The sequence below is a fragment of the Rhodanobacter geophilus genome (assembly GCF_040812275.1).
Taxonomy (GTDB): Bacteria; Pseudomonadota; Gammaproteobacteria; order Xanthomonadales; family Rhodanobacteraceae; genus Rhodanobacter_A; species Rhodanobacter_A geophilus.
In genome coordinates this window covers 156,314-180,487 of sequence record NZ_JBFOHL010000007.1, presented here as the reverse complement: position 1 = coordinate 180,487, position 24,174 = coordinate 156,314, and the positions used below count along the sequence as shown (strand labels likewise).

The following is a 24,174-nucleotide window of genomic DNA, read 5'->3' as shown; positions in this document are numbered from 1 at the left end:
CAGGGCGACACGGGGGTGGTCATCCGATGGGCAAGCGCGACGAAGGCCTGAGGTTCGTGCGCGTGGCCCATCGCCTGCGCACGCTGGGGCTGGGGCTGGGCATGTTGCCGGTGGCGGCCGTGCTGCACCAGCAGCACGCGCCGGCATGGCTGTGGTCGCTGCTGTTCGCCAACGGCCTGCTGTGGCCGCACCTGGCCTGGCTGCATGCCGCGCGCGCCAACCGGCCGGTGCAGCACGAGCAATTCAACCTGATGGCCGATTCAGCCATGCTGGGGGCGTGGCTTGCGCTGATGCGCTTCAACCTGCTGCCCTGCGTGATGCTGGCCTCGATGATGGCGATGGATCGCATCAGTGCCGGCGGCTGGCGGGTGCTGGTCCGCGCGCTGCTGCTGCAGATCGCGGCCTGTGCCCTGGTTGCGTGGCTGACGGGCTTTGCCTGGCAACCGACCAGCAACATGTTCGATATCGTCGCCTGCCTCCCGATGATGGCGATCTACCCGGTCTGGCTGAGCACGGTGAACTACGGGTTCGGCCGCCGCATCCGCCAGCAGAACCGCCTGCTGGAACAGCTCAACCGCACCGACACGCTCACCGGCCTCGCCAACCGCGCGCACTGGCTGGAAACGGCCGCGCACGAGATGCAGCGCTACCTGCGCAACCAGCGGCCGGCCACCCTGATCCTGCTCGACATCGACGGCTTCAAGCAGGTCAACGACCGCCATGGCCATGCCGCCGGCGACGTCCTGCTGCAGGAACTGGCCGCGGTGCTGCGCGAGAGCCTGCGCAGCGTGGACATGCCCGGCCGCCTCGGCGGCGACGAATTCGGCGTGGTGCTGCCGGAAACCGGCCTCGAACGCGCCCGCGAGGTGGCCGAACGGATCCGCCAGCGGGTCGAGCGGATCGGCCGCGGCGACGGTTCGCCCGTGCTGCCGTGCACGCTCAGCCTGGGCGTGGCGGAAGTCGGGCCGCGCCACGTCAACGTGGAAGCCTGGATCAAGCAGGCCGACATCGCGCTGTATCTGGCCAAGGAACGGGGCCGCAACCAGGTCTGCGCCAATCCGGCGCAAGTCGCGGCGCGCTGAGGCACGGCGCCGGCGCCTGCGGTCGCTGTCTCCGACAAGGTAAACTTCGCGGATTCTTTCGCCCTTTCCGCGAGTCGTTCCCGATGTCGAGCCCGTCCAGCCCCGCCGAGTCCGCCGCCGCCGTCGCAACGGCCGACGGCCCGCGCGACTTCATCCGCCAGATCGTCCGCGAGGACCTGGCCGCGGGCAAGCACGTCGCGATCCACACCCGCTTCCCGCCCGAGCCGAACGGCTACCTGCACATCGGCCACGCCAAGGCGATCTGCCTCTCTTTCGGCATCGCCCGCGAGTTCAACGGCTGGTGCAACCTGCGCCTGGACGACACCAACCCCGGCAAGGAAGACCCGGAGTTCGTGCAGGGCATCAAGGACGACGTGCGCTGGCTGGGCTACGACTGGCACAACCTGCGCCACGCCTCGGACTACTTCGACGTGTTCTACCGCGCCGCACTCAAGCTGATCGGGGACGGCCTGGCCTACGTGGACGACCTCAGCGCCGAGGAGATGCGCGCATACCGCGGCACGCTCACCGAGCCGGGCCGCAACTCGCCGCACCGCGGACGCAGCATCGAGGAGAACCTCGACCTGTTCCGGCGCATGCGCGCGGGCGAGTTCGCCGATGGCAGCCGCACCCTGCGCGCGAAGATCGACATGGCCGCGGGCAACATCAACCTGCGCGACCCGGCGCTGTACCGCATCCGCAAGGTCACCCACCAGAACACCGGCGACGCCTGGCCGATCTACCCGATGTACGACTTCGCGCATGCGCTCTCCGACGCGATGGAGGGCATCACGCATTCGCTGTGCACGCTGGAGTTCGAGGACCACCGCCCGCTGTACGACTGGTGCGTGGACAAGGTCGACCTGCCGAGCCATCCCGAGCTGTGGCAGTCGGTGGTCGCTGCCGGGCTGGAAGCGAAGCCGGCCAAGCCGCGCCAGATCGAGTTCTCGCGCCTCAACCTCAGCTACTGCATCACCAGCAAGCGCAAGCTCGCGCAGCTGGTTAACGAGGGTTTCGTGGACGGCTGGGACGACCCGCGCATGAACACCCTGCGCGGCCTGCGCCGGCGCGGCTTCACCGCGGCCGGCATCCGCCTGCTGATCGAGCGCGTGGGCGTGTCCAAGCAGAACAGCGTGATCGATTATGCGATCTTCGAGAACTGCGTGCGCGAGGATCTCGACGCCACCGCGCCACGCCGCATGGCCGTGCTCGATCCGCTGAAGCTGGTCATCACCAACCTGCCGGAAGGCCATGCGGAAACGCTGGTCTTCGCCAACCATCCCAAGGACGAGGGCTTCGGCACACGCGAAGTGCCGTTCGCACGCGAGCTGTGGATCGAGCGCGAGGACTTCGCCGAGGTGCCGCCCAAGGGCTGGAAGCGCCTGGTGCCCGGCGGCGAAGTGCGCCTGCGTGGCGTGGGCATCGTGAAGTGCGACAAGGTGCTGAAGGACGCCGACGGCAACGTCGCCGGGCTGCACTGCACGCTGGACCCCGAATCGCGTGCCGGTCTGCCCGGCGCCGACCGCAAGGTGAAGGGCACCATCCACTGGGTCAGCGCGGCGCACGCGGTGGCCGCCGAGGTGCGCCTCTACGACCGCCTGTTCAACGTGCCCGCGCCGGACGCCGAGGCCGACGGCCGGCCGTGGACCGCCCACATCAACCCGGACGCCAAGCGCGTGGTGCAGGGCTGGATCGAACCCGCCGCGGCGCAGGCGGAACCGGAGCAACGCTGCCAGTTCGAGCGGCTGGGCTATTTCGTGGCCGACCGTGTCGACCATCGCGTGGACGCGCCGGTGTTCAACCGCGTGGTGACCCTGCGCGACACCTGGGCCGCGAAGGCCTGAGCGCCATGTTCCTGCCGATGCAAATCCACCTCACCCTGCCGCCCTGGGTCGAGGAGCTGGTCGACGACAGCCGCCGCTACGTCAGCGACGAGGAGCGTGTGGGCCTCGCCATCGCGCTGTCCCGCCGCAACATCGAGCACGGTCCGGGTGGCCCGTTCGGCGCCGCGGTGTTCAACGCGGAGGGCCGTGTGGTCTCGGTGGGCGTGAACCGCGTGGTGCCGCAGACCTGCTCGGTGGCGCACGCCGAGATGATGGCCTACATGAGCGCGCAGCAGCGCCTCGCCAGTTTCCGCCTCAACGCCGGCGGCGGCCGCTACGTGCTGGCCACCAGCGCCCAGCCCTGCTGCCAGTGCTACGGCGCCACGGTGTGGGCCGGCGTGGACGAACTGCTGATCGGCGCGCGCGCCGAGGACGTCGAGGAGCTCACCGAGTTCGACGAAGGCCCGTTGCCCGCCGACTGGATCGGCGAGCTCGCGCGCCGCGGCACCGCGGTGCGCCGCGACATCCTGCGCGACGAGGCACGCAGCGTCCTCGCCGCCTACGGCACCCGCGGTGCATCGTATTGAAACGCCTGCGCGCCACCCTGCCGCTGATCCTGCTGCTGCTTGCCGGGATCGTGCTGTATGCCTCCGGTGCGCTGGACCGGCTGAGCCCGCAGCACCTGGTCGCCCATCAGCGCGAGTTGCACGCGCACATCGCCGAACACCCCTGGCTGAGCCGGCTGGCCTACATCGGCCTGCTCACGCTGGCGATGTCCACCGGCATCCCGGGCACCATCGTGATCATCCTCGCAGGTGGCTTCGCGTTCGGCGTGGTGGACGGCACGCTGTGCTCCTCGGCAAGCCTGACCCTGGGCTCGCTGATCCTGTACCTGGCCAGCCGCTATGCCTTCGGCGCGGGCACGCGTCCGCCGCCGCCGTTCGCGGCCCGCCTGCACCACGGCTTCGAGCGTCACCCGGTGAGCTACACGCTGTTCCTGCGCTTCGTGCCGGTGATGCCGTTCGGCGCGGTCACCGTGGGGCTGGCCTGGCTGCGCTGCCCGCTGTGGCTTTTCCTGGGCGCCAGCTGGCTGGGCGGCACCGTGTCGCTGGTGTTCGAGTGCTCGATCGGCGCAGGGCTGGGCGAGGTGCTGGGCCGCGACAGCACGCTCGGCATCGGGCTCTTTCTGCATCCCGCCGTGCTGCTGCCGATGGGCGCGCTGGCCCTGCTGGCACTGCTGCCGCTGCTCATCGAACGCCTTACCCGACGCTGGCGGCAGGCCCCGCCGCCAGGCCAGCGGGACTGAACGGGCACAGCGTTTGCTAATCATCCGGCGCGCATGCTTGGCGGACCCGTGCCACCCATCCCGCTGGAGTCCGCCATGAAGTCTCTCGCCTCGCTGCTCTTCCTCGCCGTCGGCAGTGCCGCTGCCGCATCGGCCTTCGCCGCCACGCCGGATTACGCCGTGCTGCAGCGCCATCCGCTGGGTGGCAGCGGCGGATGGGATTACCTCACCATCGACCCGGCCGCGCACCATCTGCTGATCGCCCGCAATGACCGCGTGATGGTGGTGGACACCCGCGACGGCAAGCTGGCCGGCGAGATTCCCGGCATGCAGCACATCCACGGCATTGCGCTGGTGCAGAAGCTGCGGCGCGGCTACGTGAGCGACGGCGCCGCCAACAGCGTCCACGTGATCGACCTGGACAGCCTGAAGAACCTGCGTGACATCCCGATCGAGGGCCAGGGCCCCGACGCCATCGTGTTCGATCCGGCCAGCGGCCACGTGCTGACCATGAACGGCCACAGCGGCAACGCCAGCGTGATCGACCCGGCCAGCGACAAGGCCATCGCCGACATTGCCCTGCCCGGCCGGCCCGAGTTCGCGGTCAGCGACGGCCATGGCCACGTGTACGCCAACCTCGAGGACAAGAGCGAACTGGCGCGCATCGACACGAAGACCGACAAGGTCGATGCCGTGTGGAAGCTCGCGCCCTGCGATTCGCCCAGCGGCCTGGCCATCGATACGAAGTCCCGCCGCCTGTTCTCGGTCTGCGACAACCGGCTGATGGTGGTCACCGACGCCGACGACGGCCACCAGGTCGCCACCGTGGCGATCGGCAACGGACCGGACGCAGCCCGCTTCGATCCCGCCACCCGGCTGGTCTACAGCTCGAACCACGATGGCACGCTGACCATCGTGCACGAGGACGATGCCAGCCATTACCACGTGGTGGCGAACGTGCCCACCCAGGTCGGCGCGCGCACCATGGCGCTGGACCAGGCCACCCATCGCATCTGGCTGGTCGCCGCCGCGCCCGCGCCGCGTCGTGCCCCGGTGAAGGACTTCACTGCGCTGGTGGTGGGCGCGCGTTGAAGATGCCGCAAACCAAAGGAGCGCCCATGGGCGCTCCGAATTTCATTGTGTCTTGCCGTTCTGACCCAAGCCAGCGAGGGAGCGAAGAAGTTCGCTCCCTCGAGCTTAAGCGACGAGTGTGAAAATTTTCACGCGACCGCAAGTCAGAAAAATCCGCCGTATCCAATGTGAGTGGCGACACCGAGTGAACCTGCCACGTAACCTGCATGAATGCCGGTACACATGGTGCTCAGGCCCGGGCCAGTACCCCTGCCGATCAGGGGCTGATTCCGACCCGATGCGAATATAACCCACTGCTCCCACTGAGCTTTTTGCTGGTGCGGACGGCAACACTGATGGTGATTGAATGCCGGGTACAAGCCGGTGCCGTGCTCAGCTCGCCCTGATGAACGCCAAAAGGTCAGCATTGATCAGGTCGGCGTGCGTCGTTGGCATGCCATGCGGCAACCCTGGGTAGGACTTCAACGTCCCATGTTTGAGGAGCTTCCAGGAGACCGCACCCGTGGTCGAGAACGGACAAATCTGGTCGTCCTCGCCATGCATGACCTGCACGGGAACATCGATCACCGCGAGGTCATCGTAAAACTCAGTTTCGGACAAAACACGCACACACTCGGTATGGGCCAAGATGCTCCCCATCATGCCCTGGCGCCACCAGTTCTCCCGAACGCCTTCGGAAACGTCGGCGCCCGGTCGGTTGTAACCGTAAAATGGAATGGTGATGTCCTTATAAAACTGTGCGCGGTGCTTAGCCGTTCCATCACGAATGCTATCCACGACCTCCTGGGGAACACCGTTCGGGTTTTTCTCGGTCTTCCTGAAAAGAGGTGGTACCGCGCTGATGAGCACCGCCTTTTTCACGCGCCCCTTTCCATGGCGAGCAACGTACCGCGTCACCTCGCCACCTCCGGTGGAGTGCCCGATGTGCACGGCATTTTTGAGGTCAAGCGCTTCCACCACTGCCGCCACATCAGCCGCATAGGTGTCCATGTCGTGCCCCTTGTCTGTCTGCGTTGAACGCCCATGCCCTCGGCGGTCATGTGCAATGACGCGGTAGCCTTCTTTCAGGAAAAACATCATCTGAGCGTCCCAGTCATCCGCGCTCAAAGGCCAGCCGTGGTGGAAGAAGAGTGGCTGGCCGCTGCCCCAGTCTTTGTAAAAGATCTGGGTCCCGTCACTGACTGTAACGAACGAACTGCCTGTACCCGTGGCATCGCCAAACTGCTGATTCATGTCATCACCCATCGTGGACAGTGGAGGAATGGGACGGTTGATTTGGGCGGCATGGAGAGGGACGTCCCGACTTTCGGTGCTCCATCCTTTTTGCATATGCCCCGAGTAGCTCGTGCATCGGGAAGATCGCTCCGAGGACTTACCGGGGGATCCGACACCCGAGCAAGAACGACTGCGCCATCGTGGTCCAGGCGGCCCCGATATTCCCGGCGAGCGCGAGCAGCAGGTGGACCGGGCGGGTAGCGAGGAATCTGAGCCACTCGGCTGCCCCGAGCGTATTCTCGGATAGCGCGTCGCTACAACGGACAAATCGGACAAAGATCATGGCAAAAACGGCAACATTCCTTGCCCCGGATCTGGAGATCGGGCTGGTCTGCGACGCTGGTACATCGCTTGCCGGCGTCCATGGCTTGACCGACCTCTTTACCTACGCTGCAGAGATGTCGGCGAAGCTGCGAGGGAACGGCGGCTCGACGTCTATCCGCATCGTCCATTGGCTCGCCCGTGATGGCGAAAGCAACGTCATCAGCGCCACCGATAGTCACCCCTGGCTGCCGCATGCGCCGAATGTGCTCATCCTTCCCGGCAATCTTCGCGCTACCCAGCAGAGCCTGGCGTCGAGTGCTCTCATTCCATGGCTTCGCCAGCACCACGCAGCCGGCGTGGTCATGGCTGCGGTCTGCGGCGGGGTATTCCTGTTGGCGGAGACGGGGCTCTTGACCGGGCGCCAGGCGACGACACATTGGGCGCTTGCCGACCACTTCGCCGCCCGGTTTCCGGACGTGCTGGTGGAGAGCGATCGGATGGTGATTGATTATGGCGACGTGATGACTGCGGGGGGTGTACTTGCATGGGCCGATCTTGGCCTACGCCTGACGGAGCGATTCCTCGGCCTCACCGTGATGCTGGAAACCGCCCGCTACATGCTCGTCGACCCACCGGGGCGAGAGCAACGGTTCTACAGCGACTTCAACCCCAAGACCAAACACGGCGACGCGGCCATCCTAAAGGTCCAACAGTGGCTATGGACGCAACGCGAGTGCTCACTGTCCGTTGCCGACATCGCCGACTACGCCTGTCTTCAGCCAAGAACCCTATTGCGCCGCTTCACCAGCGCAACCGGCATGCGGCCAAGCGAATACCAGCAGAGGCTGCGTGTCACGCGGGCAAGGGAAATGCTGGAATTTTCCCGAAGAAGTATCGACGACATAGCCGAAAGCATTGGATACGACGATACCGGCAGCTTTCGCCGCGTGTTTCACAAAATCATGGGCCTGACGCCGTCGGACTATCGACGTCGCTTTTCGCGCGTCGAAACCACCAAATTCAAAGCCATCGCTGAGCATCGGTGATCGATGGCAGCTTCCGGGCTTCGTCACGCCTGCCGCGCGCGTCGGCCAGGCCGAGGTCGGGGTAGATGCCCAGCGCTAACCGCTTTTCCTTGCCGTTGATCTGCTACTTCCAGCGCCCTCGTCTGGGGGCAGATTGCAACGGATGCCGTTGGACGGTATCGGACAAGAAAAGGGCCAGAACCCTTACTGTTGCCAGGGTTTCCGGCCTTCGTCGAGTGCCGTTGGACGGCTATTTGGTGGGTCGTCCGGGACTCGAACCCGGGACCAATGGATTAAAAGTCCAGTGCTCTACCAGCTGAGCTAACGACCCGACATGCAAGTGGATTGGCGATTTTAGGGATTGCGCCGCATGCGCACAAGCAACGGATGCCTCAGACGTAGCGCGTAGGGTCGGGCAGCCCCGCCTCGCGAAAGCCCTGCGCGCGCAGGCGGCAGGCGTCGCAGTGGCCGCAGGCGCGGCCCTGGGGGTCGGCCTGGTAGCAGCTCACGGTGACGGAAAAGTCCACGCCCAGCCGCGCGCCTTCGCGCGCGATGTCCGCCTTGCTCATGCGCATCAGCGGCGCATGGATGCGGATGCCCGCGCCTTCCACGCCGGCCTTGGTGGCCACGTTGGCCAGCCGCTCGAAGGCCTCGACGAAGGCGGGGCGACAATCCGGGTAGCCGGAATAGTCCACCGCGTTGACGCCGCACCAGATGTCGCTGGAGCCCAGCACCTCGGCCCAGCCCAGCGCGATCGACAGCATGATGGTGTTGCGCGCCGGCACGTAGGTCACCGGGATGTGGCCGTCGCCGTCGTGCGCGCCGTCGTCCAGCGGCACGTCGATGTCGGCGGTGAGCGCCGAGCCGCCGATGCTGCGCAGGTCGACCTGCACGGTCTTGTGCTCGGCCGCGCCGAGCATCTTCGACACGCGCCCGGAGGCTTCCAGTTCGGAACCGTGGCGCTGGCCGTAGGCCACGCTCAACGCGTGCACCTGGTAGCCCTGTTCGCGCGCGATGGCGATGGTGACGGCCGAGTCCATGCCGCCGGAGACGAGCACGACGGCCTTGCGCTGGAATGTCTCAGACATGGGGTTCATCCACTGAAGTACGGCCGGTCACCGGCCGGAAAAACGCCACCGGCAACACAGGCCGAAGCGCACTACTTTCCCCTGGCGTCGTTCCACAGCAGCTTGTGCATCTGCAGCTGGAAACGCACCGGAAGCTTGTCGGCGATGATCCATTCGGCCAGTTCGCGCGGTTCGACCTTGCCCCAGACCGGCGAGAACAGCACCATGCAGCGCCGCTCCAGCGCATGTTCGGCCACCACGCCGCGCGCCCATTCGTAGTCGGCGCGGCTGGCGATCACGATCTTCACCTGGTCGTGTGGCAGCAGGTGATCGAGGTTGGGCCACAGGTTGCGCGCGCTTTCGCCGGAATCCGGTGCCTTCAGGTCCATCACCTTGCGCACGCGCGGATCGACCGCGGCCACGTCCAGCGCGCCGGAGGTTTCCAGCGACACCTCGTGGCCGGCATCGCACAGGCGTTGCAGCAGGATCAGGCAGCGCTTCTGCGCCAGCGGTTCGCCGCCAGTGACGCAGACATGCCGCGCGCCATGGCTGGCGACCTCGGCCAGGATGTCGTCGATGGCGCGCCACTCGCCGCCATGGAACGAGTACTCGGTGTCGCACCACACGCAGCGCAGCGGGCAGCCGGTGAGGCGCACGAACACCGTGCGCCAGCCGATCGCGTCGGCCTCGCCCTGGATCGAGTGGAAGATCTCGGTGATACGCAACCGCCCGGCGACGGCCGGGGGCACGGCGTCGACCGCGCTGGTGCTGGTCTCGCTCACCACATGGCCCTCAACCAGCCGTGGTCTGGATGCGGCTCAGCCGCTCCTTCGCCAGGCTCGCGGCCTTGGAGCTGGGGTATTTGCTGACCACGGACTCGAGCGTGGCCTTGGCGGCCGGTACCTGCTTCAGCTCGTACTGGCAGTAGCCGACCTTGAGCAGCGCATCGGGCGCCTTCTCGCTCTGCGGGAACTGGCTCAGCAGGTGCTGGAAGGCCTGCAGCGCCACCTGGTAGTTGGTGGTGACGTAGTACGACTCGCCCAGCCAGTAGAACGCGTTCGGGGTGAGCGGGTGATCCGGGTACTGCTCGATGAACTTGCGGAAATCGCGCGAGGCGCCGACGTAGTCGCCGCCGCGCAGGGTCTTGAAGGCGGCGTCATAGGCCGCCTGTGCCGCGGCGTTGTCCGCGGCGGAAAGCGGCTTGCCGTTCCCGGCAGGCGGTGCCTTGGCGGCCGGGGCGGCCGCGCTGCCTGCCGCGGCGGCGGCTGTGGCGGCTGCGCCCGGAGCGGTGGCGCTTCCCGCGGTGGCCGGTGCGCTGCTGCCGGAAGCCGGCGCCGCGCCCGTCTTGCTGGCGGCCTCGAGGCGTCCCACGCGGGAGTCGAGGTCGATGTACTGGTCCTTGCTCTTGTCCTGGAGCTGCTGCAGCTGGTGCTGCAATTCCTCGATCTGGCCCTGCATCTGCTGCAGTTGCGATTGCATCTGCTGCAGCTGGTTGACCATCGCAACGCCGCTCTGGTCCTTGTTCTGCGCCCGCTGCTCAAGCAGGGAGACGCGATCGGCGAGGCTCAGGCGCGAGTCCTGCGCGAACACCGGCAGCACGAAAAGCATGGCGGACGCGATTGCGCCCGCCATGCCGATCCTGGCTGCAAGTTTGCCGGCCAGTGGTTTCATCGCTTACTCGGCCGTGTAGACGATCTCGACGCGGCGGTTCTTGCTCCAGCAGTCCTCATTGTGCTCGCGGCACACCGGCTTCTCCTTGCCGTAGCTGATCACGCTGATCTGGCTGGCGGAACCGCCATTGGCCTGCAGCGCGCTGGAGACCGCGTTCGCACGACGCTCGCCCAGGCCCAGGTTGTATTCCTTGGAGCCGCGCTCGTCGGTGTTGCCTTCGAGGCGCATCTGGGCCATCGGACGGTCCTGCAGGTACTTGGCGTGGCAAGCCATGATCTGCTGGAACTCCGGCTTGATCTCGGACTTGTCGAAGTCGAAGTACACGACGCGCTGGCGCAGGCAGGCATCGGTGTTGAGGTCGGCCGGCGTGTACTTGCCGCTGGTCTCGGCCGGCTGGGTCTGGGCGACAGGCTCGCTGGCCGGAGCCTGCGGCTTGACTTCCTGCTTCTTGGAACAGGCGGCCGCGCCAACGCAAAGCAGGGCGACCAGGGCGACGCGAACGGTCTTATTCATGGTGACGTTCCTTCAAACGTGTTGAGTTCCGGCATACAGTGACGGACTGGTTACGGGACGAAATCGCCGGTGGACCGGCTGTTGTTTATTCTGGTCTTGCAAGATCAACGGCGTGTGATGCGCGCCTTCAATGGCTGACCCTGGCGCGCGAAGGCGCTGCGGCCGGCAAAACATGCCGGGCGCGCCCCTTGCGGGCCGCCCCCGGCGGCATCGGCCGACGCATGCGAATGCGGCGGCACGAAAACTCATTCATTGCTGTCGATACGGCCCCCAAGCGGGATCGCTCACGCTGCCATTGGCAAGCGCGAGACGCTGGCGCACCATGCCATCGGCCGACGTAGCATACAGCACACCGCGCGGACCTTCAGTAGCGCCGTACAGCAGCATGCTGGCGTTCGGCGCCCAGCTGGGGCCGAAATCCAGAGACCCCGGCGAGAGGTAATGCACCTGCCCGCCCAGTCCCAGGTCCATCACCGCGATGCGGAACACGTTGCCGTTGCTCTGCACCATGGCGAGTTGCTTGCCATCGTAGCTGATGTCGGCGTTGGAGTTGGACTGGCCCTGGAAGCTGACGCGCTCGCCGGTACCGCCGCTGGCCGGGATCTTGTAGATCTGGGCACGGCCGGAGCGGTCGGAGGTGAAATAGATGGACTGGCCGTCCGGCGCCCACACCGGCTCGGTGTCGATCGCGAGGTTGTGGGTCAGCCGGGTCTCCTGGCGGCTGGCCAGGTCGAGCACGAACAGCTCGAGGTTGCCCACGTAGGAAAGCGCCACCGCCAGCTTCCTGCCATCGGGCGACCACGCCGGCGCGCCGTTGATGCCCTTGGCATGCGACTCCACCAGCTGGCGGGCGCCGGTGGTGAGGTCCTGCACGTAGATCTGCGAGTTGCCGCTCTCGAAGGAAACGTAGGCGATCTTCTTGCCGTCGGGCGACCACGCCGGTGACATCAGCGACTCGTGCGAGCGCGCCACCACCTGCGGGTTGTAGCCGTCCGAGTCGGCCACCACCAGCGAATAGCTGGTGTTGTTGCCCAGGCCGACCTGGGTGATGTAGGCGATGCGGGTCCAGAACGCGCCGCGCACGCCGGTGATCTTCTGGTAGATCGCGTCGGCGATCTGGTGCGCCACGCCGCGCAGGTCACCGGCCGGCGCGGTGTAGGACGCCGCCAGCAGGTTCTGCTGCTTGTTCACGTCCCACAGCTCGTAGTTGATCTTCAGCATGCCGCCGCCGGCGTCGCTGACGCTGCCCACCGTGATGAAGTCCTGCTTGAGCAGGCGCCAGGTGGCGAACTTGATGTCCGCGCCCTTGGCGGGGAACTCCACGATGTCGCTCTTGGCCAGCGAGCGGAACTTGCCGCTGCGATTGAGATCGTTGCGGATCACGTCGGCCACGTCGGTGGGCAGCGGCGCCACCCCGGGCTGGGCGAACGGCACCACCGCGATCGGGGTGGCGGTCTTCACGCCGCCGACGATCTGGATGTCGAGTCCGGAGGACTGGGCGGCCGCCGGTCCGGCGAACAGTGCCGTCGCGAGCAGCAGGATGAGGACGTACAACGGATTCGGTTTGCGCATCGGGCTCATCATTGCGGCGTGAATGTGAAGGTCAGGTTGCGCTGGAACACGCTCTCGAAACCCTTGTACGGCAAGGTCCTGGTGCGCAGGATAGCGTTCTCCACCGAACGTCGGCCCGCATCGTCGTACGGGCAGCTGGGATCGACGGTGGCGCTCATCACGTCGCCGCCCGGCAGCTGCACGATATGAACCTTGCACGGGGCATTCGGCATGTTATCCGGCCTTAACCAATTCGGCGTGACCGCATTCTGAATGGCTGCTGCATATTCGTCGGCAAGGTTGCTGTTCTGGGCATTGTTGCCGGTCTGCCGCTGCGCGGCATTGGGCAGGTCGGCCTGGCCGTTGTCCTGGGCATTCTTGAGGTCGGCCAGCTGCTGCTTGGCCTGCTTCGCCTTGCTGTCGGCGCGCTTGGTCTGTGCCGAGGCCGCGTCCATCTTCGCGAACAGGTCGTCGATCTTCTTCAGCTCTTCCTGCTTCTTCTTGGCGGCGGCCTGCGCGTCCAGTTCGGCCTGGCGCTGGCGCTGCTTCTCCTCCTGCACCTGCTTTTCCTCGGCCTGCTGCAGGCCCTGCTGGACCACGCGCTCCTGGTCCTTGATGTCCGGATGCTCTGGCGGCGGCGGCAGCGGCGCCACCTTGGGCTTCACTTCCGGTGGCGGCGGGGGCGGCGGCACCGCCGGCGGGGGCGGCACGGTGTTCGGGATCGGCTTGGTCTTTACTGCCTTCGGCGGCGGGCTGCCGGTGGGGCCGATCAGGGTGGCCTCGATCACCGGCCCCTTGAGTTCCAGGGGGCGCGAGCAGGTGATCGGGTTCATCCACGCCGGCAGGTGCAGCGCGCTGAAAAACGCCTCGTAGCTGGCGCACGGCAGCACCGCGAGGAACAGGAACGCCACGATGCCCAGGTGCAGCAGGGCGGACAGCACCACCGCCCGCGGGGTCGCCTTACGGTCGTCCATGGGACCCCTGACCCTGGCCGGAACCGTCGCCAGGCGTGCTCATCAGGCCGACCTTGTCCACCCCTGCCTGCTGCAGGTCCGCCAGCACCTTGTACACGCCGCCGTAGTTGCCGCCGGTATCGCCGGCCACCAGCACGCTGAGTTGCGGGTTGGCGTCCATGAAGGCCTTGACCTTGGTCTGGAGATCGGCCTCCTCCAGCGGCTGCGGCTTGCCGTTGCCTATGACAAGGGCCAGGCTGCCGTCCTTCGCCACCTGCACGACCAGCGAATCCTTCTTGCCTTGCAGCGCCTTGGCATTCGCCTGCGGCAGGTTCACGTCGACGTTGGAGTTCAGCATGGGCGTGGTGACCATGAAGATGATCAGCAGCACCAGCATCACGTCGATGTAGGGAACGACGTTGATCTCGGATTTCAGCTTGTAGCGCCGGTGGCGCTTCGCATTGCGCATGGCAGGCTCCGCTCAGGCCGCGTCGTCGGACTGGATCTGCCGCTGCAGCACGGAGGAAAACTCCTCCTGGAACACGTCGTAGCGCGAGGCGATGCGCTCCACCTTGGTGGCGTAGCGGTTGTAGGCCCACTGCGCGGGGATCGCCGCGAACAGGCCCATCGCGGTGGCGATCAGCGCCTCGGAGATGTGCGGCGCGACCACGGCGATGGTGACGTCCTTCATGTCGCCCAGGCCCTGGAACGCGCCCATGATGCCCCACACCGTGCCGAACAGGCCCACGTAGGGGCTGATCGAGCCGACGTTGGCGAGGAACTCCAGGCTGCGCTCCAGCACGCCGATCTCGCGGGTGCTGGCCACCTGCATCGCGCGCTCGGCGCCCTCGATCACGCCGCGCGCATCGTGCGTCTTGCGCTGGCGCTGGCGGGCGAATTCGCGGAAGCCCGACTCGAAGATGGTTTCCATGCCGCCCTCGGCGCCGCGGTGGCTCACCTCGCGGAACAGCTGGGCCAGGTCGCCGCCGGACCAGAAGCGCTCCTCGAAGCCCTCCGCATTCTCCATCGCGGCCTTGGTCTGGCCGTACTTGCGGATGATGATGACCCACGACAGGAAGGAGAACACCAGCAGGATCAGCAGCACGCCCTGCACCGGCAGGCTGGAATTGGCGATCAGTTCGAAAACGTTGAGTCCGCCGTTCATGGGCTTGGGGTACTCCGCACAGGCAGGGTGGTCAGGGGGAAGGTTCGGGGATCAGGTCGGCGGGTATCGCCACGGCGCGCATGCGCCGGGTGTCCACGCAGGCCACGCGCACGTTGGCGCGGACCAGGCAGGCACCGTCGGCGCGGGCGATCGTCTGGCCGAAAAGGATACTGGCTGCGCGCCGTTCCTTGACAGCCACCGTCACCGTCAGTTCATCGTCCAGCAGGGCGGCGCGCAGGAAATCCAGCTGCATCTCGCGCACCAGGAAGGCCAGCCCGGTGGTCTCCTTGAACGCCATCTGGCCGATGCCCAGCGCGCGCAGCCATTCGGTGCGGGCCCGCTCCAGGAAGCGCAGGTAGCTGGCGTGGTAGACCACGCCGCCGGCGTCGGTGTCCTCCCAGTACACCCGCACCGGCCAGCGGAAGGGCTCGCGCTCAGCCATCGAGGGCATCCCCCGCGAACAGGTCGGCCGGCTGCGGCTGGCGCGGCGGCGGGGCGAGGCCGAGATGGCGCCAGGCCCGTGCGCTGGCCATGCGGCCGCGCGCGGTGCGCACCAGGAAGCCCTGCTGGATCAGGTAGGGCTCGACCACGTCCTCCAGCGTGCCGCGGTCCTCGCTGAGCGCGGCGGCCAGCGATTCCACGCCCACCGGGCCGCCGTCGAAATTCTCGATGATGGTGCCCAGCAGGCGGCGGTCCAGCTCGTCGAGGCCGTCCGGATCGATCTTCAGCATGTCCAGCGCGGCCTGCGCCGCGGCCAGGGTGATCTGGCCGCCCGCGCGCACCTCGGCGTAGTCGCGCACCCGGCGCAGCAGGCGGTTGGCGATGCGCGGCGTGCCGCGCGCGCGGCGGGCGATCTCCTGCGCGCCGTCGATCTCGCAGGGGATGCCGAGGATCTTCGCCGCGCGGCGCACGATCGCGGTCAATTCATCGACGGTGTAGAACTCCAGCCGCTGCACGATGCCGAAGCGGTCGCGCAATGGTGCCGTAAGCATCCCGGCCCGCGTGGTGGCGCCGATCAGGGTGAACGGCGGCAGGTCGAGCTTGATCGAGCGCGCGGCCGGGCCCTCGCCGATCATGATGTCGATCTGGAAATCCTCCATCGCCGGATAGAGCACCTCCTCCACCGCGGGCGACAGCCGGTGGATCTCGTCCACGAACAGCACGTCGTTCGGCTGCAGGTTGGTGAGCAGCGCGGCGAGGTCGCCGGCGCGTTCCAGCACCGGGCCGGAGGTGGAGCGCAGGCTCACGCCCAGCTCGTTGGCGATGACATGGCTCAGCGTGGTCTTGCCGAGACCGGGCGGTCCGAAGATCAGCACGTGGTCCAGCGCGCCGCCACGCCTGCGCGCCGCCTCGATGTAGATCTCCAGTTGTTCGCGCACCGCCTGCTGGCCGAGGTATTCGGCGAAGCGCCGCGGACGGATCGTCGCCTCCAGCGCCTCGTCGTCGAGCTGGGAGACGGGGGTGATGAGACGGGGGTCGGTCATGGCGCCATTATGGCGGCACTGGCTCCGAAAAAGGAGCGAAAAGCAAGAGCAAGAGCGCCGTTCCTATGAGCCCAGGAAGGGCTTTCCTGCCCTTCCTGGGCTCGCCCCGGCCGGACTACGCCCGATCGGGGCTCCGCATGCCGACCGCAGCGCGGTCGGCATGCGGGCGGTCCATCCATGGACCGCGGGGCGCGGGCGGAAATCTGATCCGTGTGCGGATCAGATTTCCACCTGCGCCCCCAGCTCTATGAGGCGGTTGCCGGGAATCTGGAAGTATGCGGTGGCCGGCAGCGCGTTGCGCGCCATGAAGGCGAACAGCTTGTCGCGCCACAGCGCCATGCCGGGCCGGCGCTTGTCGGCCACGATGTTCTCGCGTGACAGGAAGAAGGTGGTATCCATCATGTCGAAGCCGAGGCCGGCGCGCGCGCATTGCGACAGCGACAGCGGCACGTTCGGGTCTTCGGCGAAGCCGAAACGCAGCGCGATGCCGTAGAACTCGTCGCCCAGCGCGTCGATGTGGATGCGCTCCTCGGCGTCCGCCACCGGCGTCTCCAGCATCTCCACCGTCAGCAGCACGTTGCGCTCGTGCAGCACCTTGTTGTGCTTGAGGTTGTGCAGCAGCGCATGCGGCACCGCGTCCTGGTTCGCGGTAAGGAACACCGCCGTGCCCGGCACGCGCAGCGGCGAATGCTCGCGCATCGCCTCGATGAACGGCGCCAGCGCCAGGCCGCCCTGCTTGATCTCGCGCACCACCAGCTCGCGGCCGCGGCGCCAGGTGGTCATCCAGGTGAATACCGCCAGGCCCAGCACCAGCGGGAACCAGCCGCCGTACTCGACCTTGATCAGGTTCGCGCCGAAGAAAGACAGGTCGATCACCAGGAACAGCACGCCCGCCGCAAACACCACCGGCAGCTTCCAGCCCCACTGCCGGCGCGCCACGATCAGCGCCAGCACCGTGGTGATGCTCATGGTGCCGGTCACCGCGATGCCGTAGGCCGCGCTCAGGCGCTCGGAACTGCCGAAATGCAGCACCGCGAACAGCACCATCAACAGCAGGAAGTTGTTGACCCAGGGCACGAAGATCTGCCCGGACATCTCGCGCGAGGTGTGCACGATCGGCATGCGCATCGAATAGCCCAGCGACATCGCCTCGCGGGTCATCGAAAACGCGCCCGAGATCACCGACTGCGAGGCGATCACTGCCGCGGCGGTGGCCAGCCCGATCATCGGGTACAGCAATACCTGCGGCACCAGCTTGAAGAACGGGCTGTCGATCGCCTCCGGGTGCATCAGCAGCAGCGCGCCCTGGCCGAAGTAGTTCAGCACCAGCGCCGGCAGCACGAAGCTGAACCAGGCCACGCGGATGGGCTTCTTGCCGAAATGCCCCATGTCCGCGTACAGCGCCTCGGCCCCGGTCAGCGCCAGCACCACGCCGCCCAGCGCGATGAAGGCCTGCAGGCCATGGGTGAAGAAGAACCTCACTCCGTACCAGGGGTTGATCGCCAGCAGCACCTGCGGGTGGCGCACGATCATGTTGACGCCCAGCAACGCGATCACCATGAACCAGACCATCATCACCGGGCCGAACAGCTTGCCTACCCGCTCGGTGCCGTGCCGCTGCAGCAGGAACAGCAGGATCAGCACCACCACGGTGATCGGCACCACCCATTTGCCCAGCCCCGGCGCGATCACCTTCACGCCCTCGACCGCGCCCAGCGTGGTGATCGCCGGCGTGATCACGCCGTCGCCGTAGAACAGCGCCGCGCCGAAGATGCCGAGGATCACCAGTACCCAGCGCAGCCGGGGCTGCTCGCGCACGCAGCGCTGGGCCAGCGCCATCAGCGCCATGATGCCGCCCTCGCCCTTGTTGTCGGCGCGCATGATGAACACCACGTACTTCAGCGACACCACCAGGATCTGCGCCCAGAAGATCAGCGACAGCACGCCGTAGACGCTGGCCGGCGAGGGATGCAGGCCGTCGTGGCTCAGCGTGGTCTGCAGGGTGTACAGCGGACTGGTGCCGATGTCGCCGTAGACCACGCCGATGGCGCCCACGGCCAGCGCGGCAAGGCGCCGCTTGGTTTCGGCAGCGGCATCGCCGCTGGCAACGGTATGGCTCACTTGACTCAACTCCCCAGCGCGGCGCGCAGCGCCTTGCGGATGATGGCTTCGGCGTCGTCGCCATCGGCGGCGGCCTTCTGCACCAGCCGCGCCACCTCGGCGGGCTTGTAGCCCAGTTGCTGCAGCGCCACCGTGGCCTCGCCGGCCGCATCCAGCGGCGCACCCGCCGCCGCGGCGCCCGGCAGGCTGGTGGCCATGCCGTCCACGCGGTCGCGCAGTTCCACCACGATGCGTTCGGCGGTCTTCTTGCCGATGCCGGGGATCTTGGTCAGCGCCACCACGTCGCCGGCATGCACCAGGCGCGCGAAATCGTTCGTCGACACGCCGGACAGCACCGCCAGCGCGATCTTCGCGCCGATGCCCGAGACCTTCTGCAGGTTGCGGAACAGCGCGCGCTCGGCCTCCTGCAGGAAGCCGTACAGCGCCACGCTGTCTTCCTTCTGCGCGTAGTGGGTGAGCAGGGTCACTTCCTTGCCCAGCCCGGGCAGGTCGTAGATGGTGGACATCGGCGCCTCCAGCTCGTAGCCGACGCCGCCCACTTCCACCAGCAGCCACGGCGGCTGCTTCGCCACCAGCGTCCCGCGCAGGCGACCGATCATCGCCGCCGCCTCCAGGCCGTGCGCGGAATGCCCACGCGTTCCAGGCTGGCGCGCGTGTGCGCATGCGCCACCGCGATCGCCAGCGCATCGGCGGCGTCGGCCTGCATGGGGCCTTTCAATCCCAGCAGCACGCCGACCATGTGCTGCACCTGGGCCTTGTCGCCGCGACCGCTGCCGACCACCGCCTGCTTCACTTCCGTCGCTGCATATTCGTGCACCGCGATTCCCCGGCTCACCACCGCGCAGATCGCGGCGCCCCTCGCCTGCCCCAGCTTCAGGGCCGAATCGGCATTGCGCGCCATGAACACGCGCTCGATGCCGCACTCGTCCGGGCGATGGGCGGCGATGATGTCATTCAATTCGTCAAAAATGCGTTTCAGGCGCAGCGGGAAGCTGGCCTCGCCCGCCACCGCCAGGGCGCCGTGGAACACATGCGTGAGCTTGCCGGCAGCATCGACGTCGATGATGCCCACGCCGGTACGCTGGCTGCCCGGGTCGATGCCGAGGATGCGGGTCATCACGGAGTGCCGGCGACCGCGACGCGTGGCCGCTTACGCACCTGCCTCGGCCGGCAGCAAGGCGTTGTGGTAGACCTCGCTCACGTCGTCCAGCCCGTCGAGCTTGTCGAGCATGGCGGTGAGCGCTTCCAGTGCCTCGCCGCTCACCGCAGTGCGGTTGTTGGGACGCATGCCCACGCCGGCGTGCTCGGATTCCAGCCCGGCCGCGGCCAGCGCCTGCTGCACCGCCTCGAAATGCTCCGGCGCGCACAGCACGGTGCTCTCGCCATGCTCGTTGACCACGTCGTCGGCACCGGCTTCCAGCGCCGCCTCCAGCACCCGCTCCTCCTTCGCCGCGTCGCCGCCGGTGGCGAACACCAGCTCGCCGCAGCGGGTGAACTGGAAGGCCACCGAACCCGAGGTGCCGAGGTTGCCGCCATGCTTGGTCAGCGCGTGGCGCACATCGGCCACGGTGCGTACGGGGTTGTCGGTGAAGCAGTCGATGATCAGCGCGATGCCGCCCGGGCCGTAGCCCTCGTAGCGCATCTCCTCGCCGGCGCCGTCGGCGCCCGAGCCACGCTTGATCGCGCGCTCGATGGTGTCCTTGGTCATGTTCGCCGCCAGCGCCTTGTCCACCGCGGCGCGCAGGCGCGGATTGCTCGCCGGATCGGCCACGCCGGCGCGGGTGGCGACGGTGATCTCGCGGATCAGCTTGGTGAACACCTTGGCGCGCTTGGCGTCCTCGGCATTCTTGCGGCCTTCGATGGACGGACCTCTACCCATGGCGGTTCCCGGACTCGGTTCAAAAAGGACAAGCGGGCGATTTTACCGCAAGTCGCGGCAGCAACCGCCAGTCCGCCGGTCAAATCGCCGCGGAATCGAACCGCCCCTGGCGCAGGAACGCGGTCGTCAACCGCGCCACTTCCTGCGAAAACAGCAGGCCGGTGTGGTTGGCCTCGACCACGCAGTGGCCGGCCACGCCGGGCAAGCGGGTTTCCTCCACCGCCACGGTGCCGTCGTGCTCGCCATCCAGCTGGCCCAGCATCGCGCCCAGGCCCAGCGGCAGGCGGCCGGCGATCACGCCGACCTCGCGCGGACCGTCCCAGCGCTCGAAACCCTGCTCCAGCAGGGTGCGATTGTGTCCCAGCAGCACCTCGCTGCCACGCCCCCAGGCGGCGAAGGCGCGCGCCGCCGCACTGCCCTTGAGCGGCGAACCGAGGCAGACCACGCGCCCCGGCGGCAGTGTCGCCGCATCGAGGCAGGCGCGCAGCGCCAGCAGGCCGCCCAGGCTGTGACCCACCAGGTGCACCGCATCGGGCGCGCATTCGCCCATCCGCGCCTGCAGCCGCGCGAGGATGCGCTGCTGCGACGAAGCCACGCTGAGGTAGTCGAAGCGATGCACGCGGAAGCCGTCGGCGATCAGCCGACGGTGCAGCAGGCCCAGCGCGAAGCCGCGCATCCACAGGCCGTGCAGCAGGATCACGTGTTCGGTCATGAGCTTCCCGGGTCACTCCCTCTCCCCTTTGGGGAGAGGGCGGGGTGAGGGGCCAATCTTGCGTCGAGGCCAGCCTCGCCCCTCATCCGGCCCTTCGGGTCACCTTCCTCGCTCCTCAAGGCCGGCGCCATCCATGGCGCCTCCCCGCGTACTCCCCAGCGGGGAGAAGGAAACATAGTCAGGCTTTCGTGGCCACCACCGCCACGTGCAGTTCCTTCAGCTGCGCCGCCGACACTACCGACGGCGCATCGGTCATCAGGTCCTGTGCGCTGGTGGTCTTGGGGAAGGCGATCACGTCGCGGATCGACTCGGTGCCCGCCATCAGCGCGGCGATGCGGTCGATGCCGAAGGCCAGGCCGCCGTGCGGCGGCGCGCCGAACTTCAGCGCCTTGAGCAGGAAGCCGAACTTGGCCTCGGCTTCTTCCGCGCCGATGCCGAGCAGCTCGAACACCGCGCTCTGCATCTCCGGGCGATGGATGCGGATCGAGCCGCCGCCGATCTCGTTGCCGTTGAGCACCATGTCGTAGCCGCGGCTCACCGCGGTGGCGGCGTGGCTCTTGAGGTCGGCGATGTCGTCGATCTTCGGCGCGGTGAACGGGTGGTGCAGGGCCACGTAGCGCCGCTCGTCCTCGTCGTACTCGAACATCGGGAAGTCGGTGACCCACAGCGGCTTCCAGCCGTCCTCGACCAGGCCACGATCCCTGCCCACCTTGAGCCGCAACGCGCCCATGAAGTCGGTGACCGCCTTCCACTTGCCCGCGCCCACGAACACGATGTCGCCGGACTCGGCGCCCGTGGCCTTGAGCACGGCGTCCAGCGCCGCATCGTCGAGGAACTTCGCCACCGGCGAGTTCACGCCCTCGCGGCCCTTGGCGAGGTCTTCCACCTTGATCCAGGCCAGGCCCTTGGCGCCGTACCTGGCGACGAACTCGGCGAGGCCATCGATCTCCTTGCGCGACAGCGCTGCGCCACCGGGCACGCGCAGCGCGGCCACGCGTCCGGCCGGATCGTTGGCCGGATCGGCGAACACCTTGAACTCGAGGTGCTTCAGCGCCTCGGCCACGTCCGCCAGCTCCAGTGCGATGCGCAGGTCCGGCTTGTCCGAACCGTAGCGGCGCATCGCCTCGGCCCAGCTCATGCGCGGGAACGTCGCGTCCAGTTCCACGCCCTGCACTTCCTTGAACACGTGGCGGATCAGCTCCTCCACGAAATCCTGCACGTCCTTTTCCTCGACGAAGGCGAACTCGAGGTCGAGCTGGGTGAACTCGGGCTGGCGGTCGGCGCGCAGGTCCTCGTCGCGGAAGCAGCGCGCGATCTGGTAGTAGCGGTCGAAGCCCGCCATCATCAGGATCTGCTTGAACAGCTGCGGCGACTGCGGCAGCGCGTAGAACTGGCCCGCATGCACGCGGCTGGGCACCAGGTAGTCGCGCGCACCCTCCGGCGTGGCCTTGGTGAGGATCGGCGTCTCGATGTCCTGGAAGCCGCGCTCGTCGAGATAACGGCGCAGCGCCTGCACCAGCCTGATGCGCTTGCGCATCATCGCCTGCATCTCGGGACGGCGCAGGTCGAGGTAGCGGTAGGTCATCCGCATGTCCTCGTTGGGATTCTCGTGCAGCGCGAACGGCAGGTCCTTCGCGGCGTTGAGGATCTCCACCTTGTCCGCCAGCACCTCCACCGTGCCGGTGCGCAGCTTGTCGTTCACCGAGACGCGCTTGCGCAGCGTGCCGGTGACGCGCACGCAGTATTCGTAGCCCAGCTCGCCGGCCACCGCGAACGCATCGGCGTTGTCGCGCTCCACCACCACCTGCGCCAGGCCCTCGTGGTCGCGCAGGTCGACGAAGGCGACATGGGCCTGCAGGCGGATCTTGTTGACCCAGCCGCACAGGGTGACGGTCTGGCCGAGCAGCGACTCGTCGATGAGGCCACAGTAATGCGTGCGCATGCGCTTGAAGCTCCGGGCCACGGCCCTTGGGGAAACGGGAGGAAAGACCCGGAATATTAGCATCCCGGCCGCAGCGGCCGGCAGCGGCGCGGCTACCGGCGCGGCCGGTCGCCGCGGGCATCGCGGAACTGGGCCCGGCAGCCACCCTTCACCCACACGCTGTAGGAGTCACTGCCCCAGGTGCGCCCCTCGATGCAGGCCGCGTCGGACATCTGCCGCGACAGCACCGAGTAACGCCACGGCATCTTGCAGCGCGTGCCGCGGCTGTCGTTGCTGGCGCAATAGACTTCCCGGCTGTCGCGGTCATGCCGGCCGTAGCCTCTCGCATCGCTGAAGTTGCCGCGGCAACCGCCCTTGACCCACACGCTGTGGGGATCGCTGCCCCAGGTGCGGCCCTGGACGCAGGCCGCCTTGGACATCTGCTGGGCGAGCACCGAATCGCGCCACGGCACCTGGCAACGCGTGCCGCGGCTGTCGTTGCTGGCGCAATAGACCTGCTGCCCCGGGCCACGACTGCCGTAGCCCTGGGCCAGCGCGTCGCGCGGGGCGACGCCCGCGCCGATCAGCAGCATGCCGCCGGCCAGCACGATCTTGAGCTTGGTGTGCATGACAGCCCTCCATGACGGTGATGGTGCCGCCACGATAACCGAGCCGCCAGCCCGCAGGTACCACGGAACACACGCCGCGGCATGCGGCGATTCAGCCTGCAGGGTCAGTCGCCCGGACTGGGTGCGGGCGCCGGCGCGGGTGCCGGGGCGGGTGCCGCAGAAGGTGCGGGCGCCGGCGCGGCGGCGCCGTCGCCAGCCAGGTTGCGCTTCTTGTCGCCGTCCTTCTTGAAGTCGGTCTCGTACCAGCCGCCGCCGGCCAGCCGGAACGCGGGGGCGCTCACGCGCCGACGCACCTGCGGCGCACCGCACGCGGGGCAATCGGCGGGATCGGCATCGGACAGTTTCTGCAGGCGGTCGAAGCGATGACCACACTGGCTGCATTCGAATTCGTAGATGGGCATGGGCACTCCGGAACTGCCGGGTCGCCGCGCCCGGGCCGGGCAGGCGACGCTGCAGCATCCCATTATTCGGGCCATGCCCCCGCTTTTCAATGCGCCACATGGCGCATGGACAGGCGGGTCCGGATCGCGGCAGGCTGGCCAGCAGGGGACTCCGGACCGTCACGCGACACGCACAGACACGCAAGCTGCTTCATTTGGACGTCTATACGGCTATTGACTGGCAACGGCCGTACCACTAGCCTGCGGTTGTTGCAACGCAGC

The 24,174-nt window shown here is 67.6% G+C and carries 26 protein-coding genes and 1 tRNA gene; 6 read left to right on the top strand and 21 right to left on the bottom strand.

The window, feature by feature from the left end; all coding sequences use genetic code 11:
- The first annotated feature begins 26 nt into the window (after nucleotides 1-26).
- From ABQJ56_RS09525 to ABQJ56_RS09505, 5 genes are all read left to right on the top strand, one after another.
- Entirely contained in the window at nucleotides 27-1,082 is a 1,056-nt protein-coding gene (locus ABQJ56_RS09525) for a diguanylate cyclase (protein WP_367844772.1), read from the top strand.
- An 83-nt stretch (nucleotides 1,083-1,165) separates the two neighbouring features.
- Entirely contained in the window at nucleotides 1,166-2,926 is a 1,761-nt protein-coding gene (locus tag ABQJ56_RS09520) for a glutamine--tRNA ligase/YqeY domain fusion protein (protein ID WP_367844771.1), read from the top strand.
- A 5-nt stretch (nucleotides 2,927-2,931) separates the two neighbouring features.
- Nucleotides 2,932-3,492, top strand: a complete 561-nt coding sequence (locus ABQJ56_RS09515; protein WP_367844770.1) for a deaminase — start codon at nucleotides 2,932-2,934, stop codon at nucleotides 3,490-3,492.
- Nucleotides 3,489-4,211, top strand: coding sequence for a TVP38/TMEM64 family protein (locus ABQJ56_RS09510; protein ID WP_367844769.1), 723 nt, complete (start codon nucleotides 3,489-3,491; stop codon nucleotides 4,209-4,211). Before ABQJ56_RS09515 ends, ABQJ56_RS09510 begins: the two co-directional genes overlap by 4 nt.
- A gap of 75 nt (nucleotides 4,212-4,286) precedes the next feature.
- Entirely contained in the window at nucleotides 4,287-5,282 is a 996-nt protein-coding gene (locus ABQJ56_RS09505; protein ID WP_367844768.1) for a YncE family protein, read from the top strand.
- Between the two features lie 372 nt (nucleotides 5,283-5,654).
- On the opposite strand, the gene ABQJ56_RS09500 is transcribed toward ABQJ56_RS09505, so the two are convergent.
- Entirely contained in the window at nucleotides 5,655-6,515 is an 861-nt protein-coding gene (locus ABQJ56_RS09500; protein ID WP_367844767.1) for an alpha/beta fold hydrolase, read from the bottom strand.
- Between the two features lie 323 nt (nucleotides 6,516-6,838).
- On the opposite strand from ABQJ56_RS09500, the gene ABQJ56_RS09495 reads away from it, so the two are divergent.
- The gene (locus ABQJ56_RS09495; RefSeq protein WP_367844766.1) at nucleotides 6,839-7,867 is read left to right on the top strand and encodes a GlxA family transcriptional regulator; all 1,029 of its coding nucleotides are present in this window, start codon (nucleotides 6,839-6,841) and stop codon (nucleotides 7,865-7,867) included.
- Here the strand turns inward: ABQJ56_RS09495 and ABQJ56_RS09490 are convergent.
- The 20 genes from ABQJ56_RS09490 to ABQJ56_RS09395 form a co-directional block, all read right to left on the bottom strand.
- Nucleotides 7,842-7,967 (bottom strand): Arm DNA-binding domain-containing protein, encoded by a 126-nt coding sequence (locus ABQJ56_RS09490; protein WP_437343412.1) that lies wholly within the window; start codon nucleotides 7,965-7,967, stop codon nucleotides 7,842-7,844. The genes ABQJ56_RS09495 and ABQJ56_RS09490 overlap by 26 nt on opposite strands.
- 134 nt (nucleotides 7,968-8,101) lie before the next feature.
- Nucleotides 8,102-8,177, bottom strand: a tRNA-Lys gene (locus ABQJ56_RS09485).
- Between the two features lie 61 nt (nucleotides 8,178-8,238).
- The gene (queC, locus tag ABQJ56_RS09480; protein WP_367844765.1) at nucleotides 8,239-8,934 is read right to left on the bottom strand and encodes a 7-cyano-7-deazaguanine synthase QueC; all 696 of its coding nucleotides are present in this window, start codon (nucleotides 8,932-8,934) and stop codon (nucleotides 8,239-8,241) included.
- Nucleotides 8,935-9,005: 71 nt separating this feature from the next.
- A complete protein-coding gene (gene queE, locus ABQJ56_RS09475) occupies nucleotides 9,006-9,695 on the bottom strand; it encodes a 7-carboxy-7-deazaguanine synthase QueE (protein ID WP_367844764.1) in 690 nt (229 codons plus the stop codon).
- A 10-nt stretch (nucleotides 9,696-9,705) separates the two neighbouring features.
- Nucleotides 9,706-10,521, bottom strand: a complete 816-nt coding sequence (gene ybgF / locus ABQJ56_RS09470; protein WP_496430679.1) for a tol-pal system protein YbgF — start codon at nucleotides 10,519-10,521, stop codon at nucleotides 9,706-9,708.
- Between the two features lie 66 nt (nucleotides 10,522-10,587).
- A complete protein-coding gene (pal, locus tag ABQJ56_RS09465) occupies nucleotides 10,588-11,097 on the bottom strand; it encodes a peptidoglycan-associated lipoprotein Pal (RefSeq protein WP_077482362.1) in 510 nt (169 codons plus the stop codon).
- Between the two features lie 249 nt (nucleotides 11,098-11,346).
- A complete protein-coding gene (gene tolB, locus ABQJ56_RS09460) occupies nucleotides 11,347-12,681 on the bottom strand; it encodes a Tol-Pal system beta propeller repeat protein TolB (RefSeq protein ID WP_496430678.1) in 1,335 nt (444 codons plus the stop codon).
- The gene (gene tolA, locus ABQJ56_RS09455; RefSeq protein WP_367844761.1) at nucleotides 12,678-13,622 is read right to left on the bottom strand and encodes a cell envelope integrity protein TolA; all 945 of its coding nucleotides are present in this window, start codon (nucleotides 13,620-13,622) and stop codon (nucleotides 12,678-12,680) included. The genes tolB and tolA overlap by 4 nt, the downstream gene beginning before the upstream one ends.
- Complete coding sequence (gene tolR / locus ABQJ56_RS09450; RefSeq protein WP_367844760.1) at nucleotides 13,609-14,070, bottom strand: protein TolR; 462 nt, start codon at nucleotides 14,068-14,070, stop codon at nucleotides 13,609-13,611. Before tolR ends, tolA begins: the two co-directional genes overlap by 14 nt.
- A gap of 12 nt (nucleotides 14,071-14,082) precedes the next feature.
- Nucleotides 14,083-14,766, bottom strand: a complete 684-nt coding sequence (tolQ, locus tag ABQJ56_RS09445) for a protein TolQ (RefSeq protein ID WP_367844759.1) — start codon at nucleotides 14,764-14,766, stop codon at nucleotides 14,083-14,085.
- Between the two features lie 31 nt (nucleotides 14,767-14,797).
- The gene (gene ybgC / locus ABQJ56_RS09440) at nucleotides 14,798-15,208 is read right to left on the bottom strand and encodes a tol-pal system-associated acyl-CoA thioesterase (RefSeq protein ID WP_437343410.1); all 411 of its coding nucleotides are present in this window, start codon (nucleotides 15,206-15,208) and stop codon (nucleotides 14,798-14,800) included.
- Nucleotides 15,201-16,250 (bottom strand): Holliday junction branch migration DNA helicase RuvB, encoded by a 1,050-nt coding sequence (gene ruvB / locus ABQJ56_RS09435; RefSeq protein ID WP_367844757.1) that lies wholly within the window; start codon nucleotides 16,248-16,250, stop codon nucleotides 15,201-15,203. Before ruvB ends, ybgC begins: the two co-directional genes overlap by 8 nt.
- A 219-nt stretch (nucleotides 16,251-16,469) precedes the next feature.
- On the bottom strand, nucleotides 16,470-18,371 hold the full coding sequence (locus ABQJ56_RS09430) for a potassium transporter Kup (protein ID WP_367844756.1): 1,902 nt from the start codon (nucleotides 18,369-18,371) through the stop codon (nucleotides 16,470-16,472).
- Between the two features lie 5 nt (nucleotides 18,372-18,376).
- Nucleotides 18,377-18,970: a Holliday junction branch migration protein RuvA gene (gene ruvA, locus ABQJ56_RS09425; protein ID WP_367844755.1), complete on the bottom strand. Its 594-nt coding sequence runs from the start codon at nucleotides 18,968-18,970 to the stop codon at nucleotides 18,377-18,379.
- Entirely contained in the window at nucleotides 18,967-19,488 is a 522-nt protein-coding gene (ruvC, locus tag ABQJ56_RS09420; protein WP_367844754.1) for a crossover junction endodeoxyribonuclease RuvC, read from the bottom strand. The genes ruvA and ruvC overlap by 4 nt, the downstream gene beginning before the upstream one ends.
- 33 nt (nucleotides 19,489-19,521) lie before the next feature.
- Nucleotides 19,522-20,250, bottom strand: coding sequence for a YebC/PmpR family DNA-binding transcriptional regulator (locus tag ABQJ56_RS09415; RefSeq protein ID WP_367844753.1), 729 nt, complete (start codon nucleotides 20,248-20,250; stop codon nucleotides 19,522-19,524).
- Nucleotides 20,251-20,329: 79 nt separating this feature from the next.
- The gene (locus tag ABQJ56_RS09410) at nucleotides 20,330-20,962 is read right to left on the bottom strand and encodes an alpha/beta fold hydrolase (RefSeq protein WP_367844752.1); all 633 of its coding nucleotides are present in this window, start codon (nucleotides 20,960-20,962) and stop codon (nucleotides 20,330-20,332) included.
- A gap of 178 nt (nucleotides 20,963-21,140) precedes the next feature.
- Entirely contained in the window at nucleotides 21,141-22,904 is a 1,764-nt protein-coding gene (aspS, locus tag ABQJ56_RS09405) for an aspartate--tRNA ligase (RefSeq protein ID WP_367844751.1), read from the bottom strand.
- Nucleotides 22,905-22,996: 92 nt separating this feature from the next.
- Nucleotides 22,997-23,512 carry a DUF3011 domain-containing protein gene (locus ABQJ56_RS09400; protein WP_367844750.1) on the bottom strand — a complete coding sequence of 172 codons (516 nt, stop codon included), beginning with the start codon at nucleotides 23,510-23,512 and terminating at the stop codon, nucleotides 22,997-22,999.
- Between the two features lie 104 nt (nucleotides 23,513-23,616).
- The gene (locus ABQJ56_RS09395; RefSeq protein ID WP_367844749.1) at nucleotides 23,617-23,913 is read right to left on the bottom strand and encodes an FmdB family zinc ribbon protein; all 297 of its coding nucleotides are present in this window, start codon (nucleotides 23,911-23,913) and stop codon (nucleotides 23,617-23,619) included.
- Nucleotides 23,914-24,174: the final 261 nt, after the last annotated feature.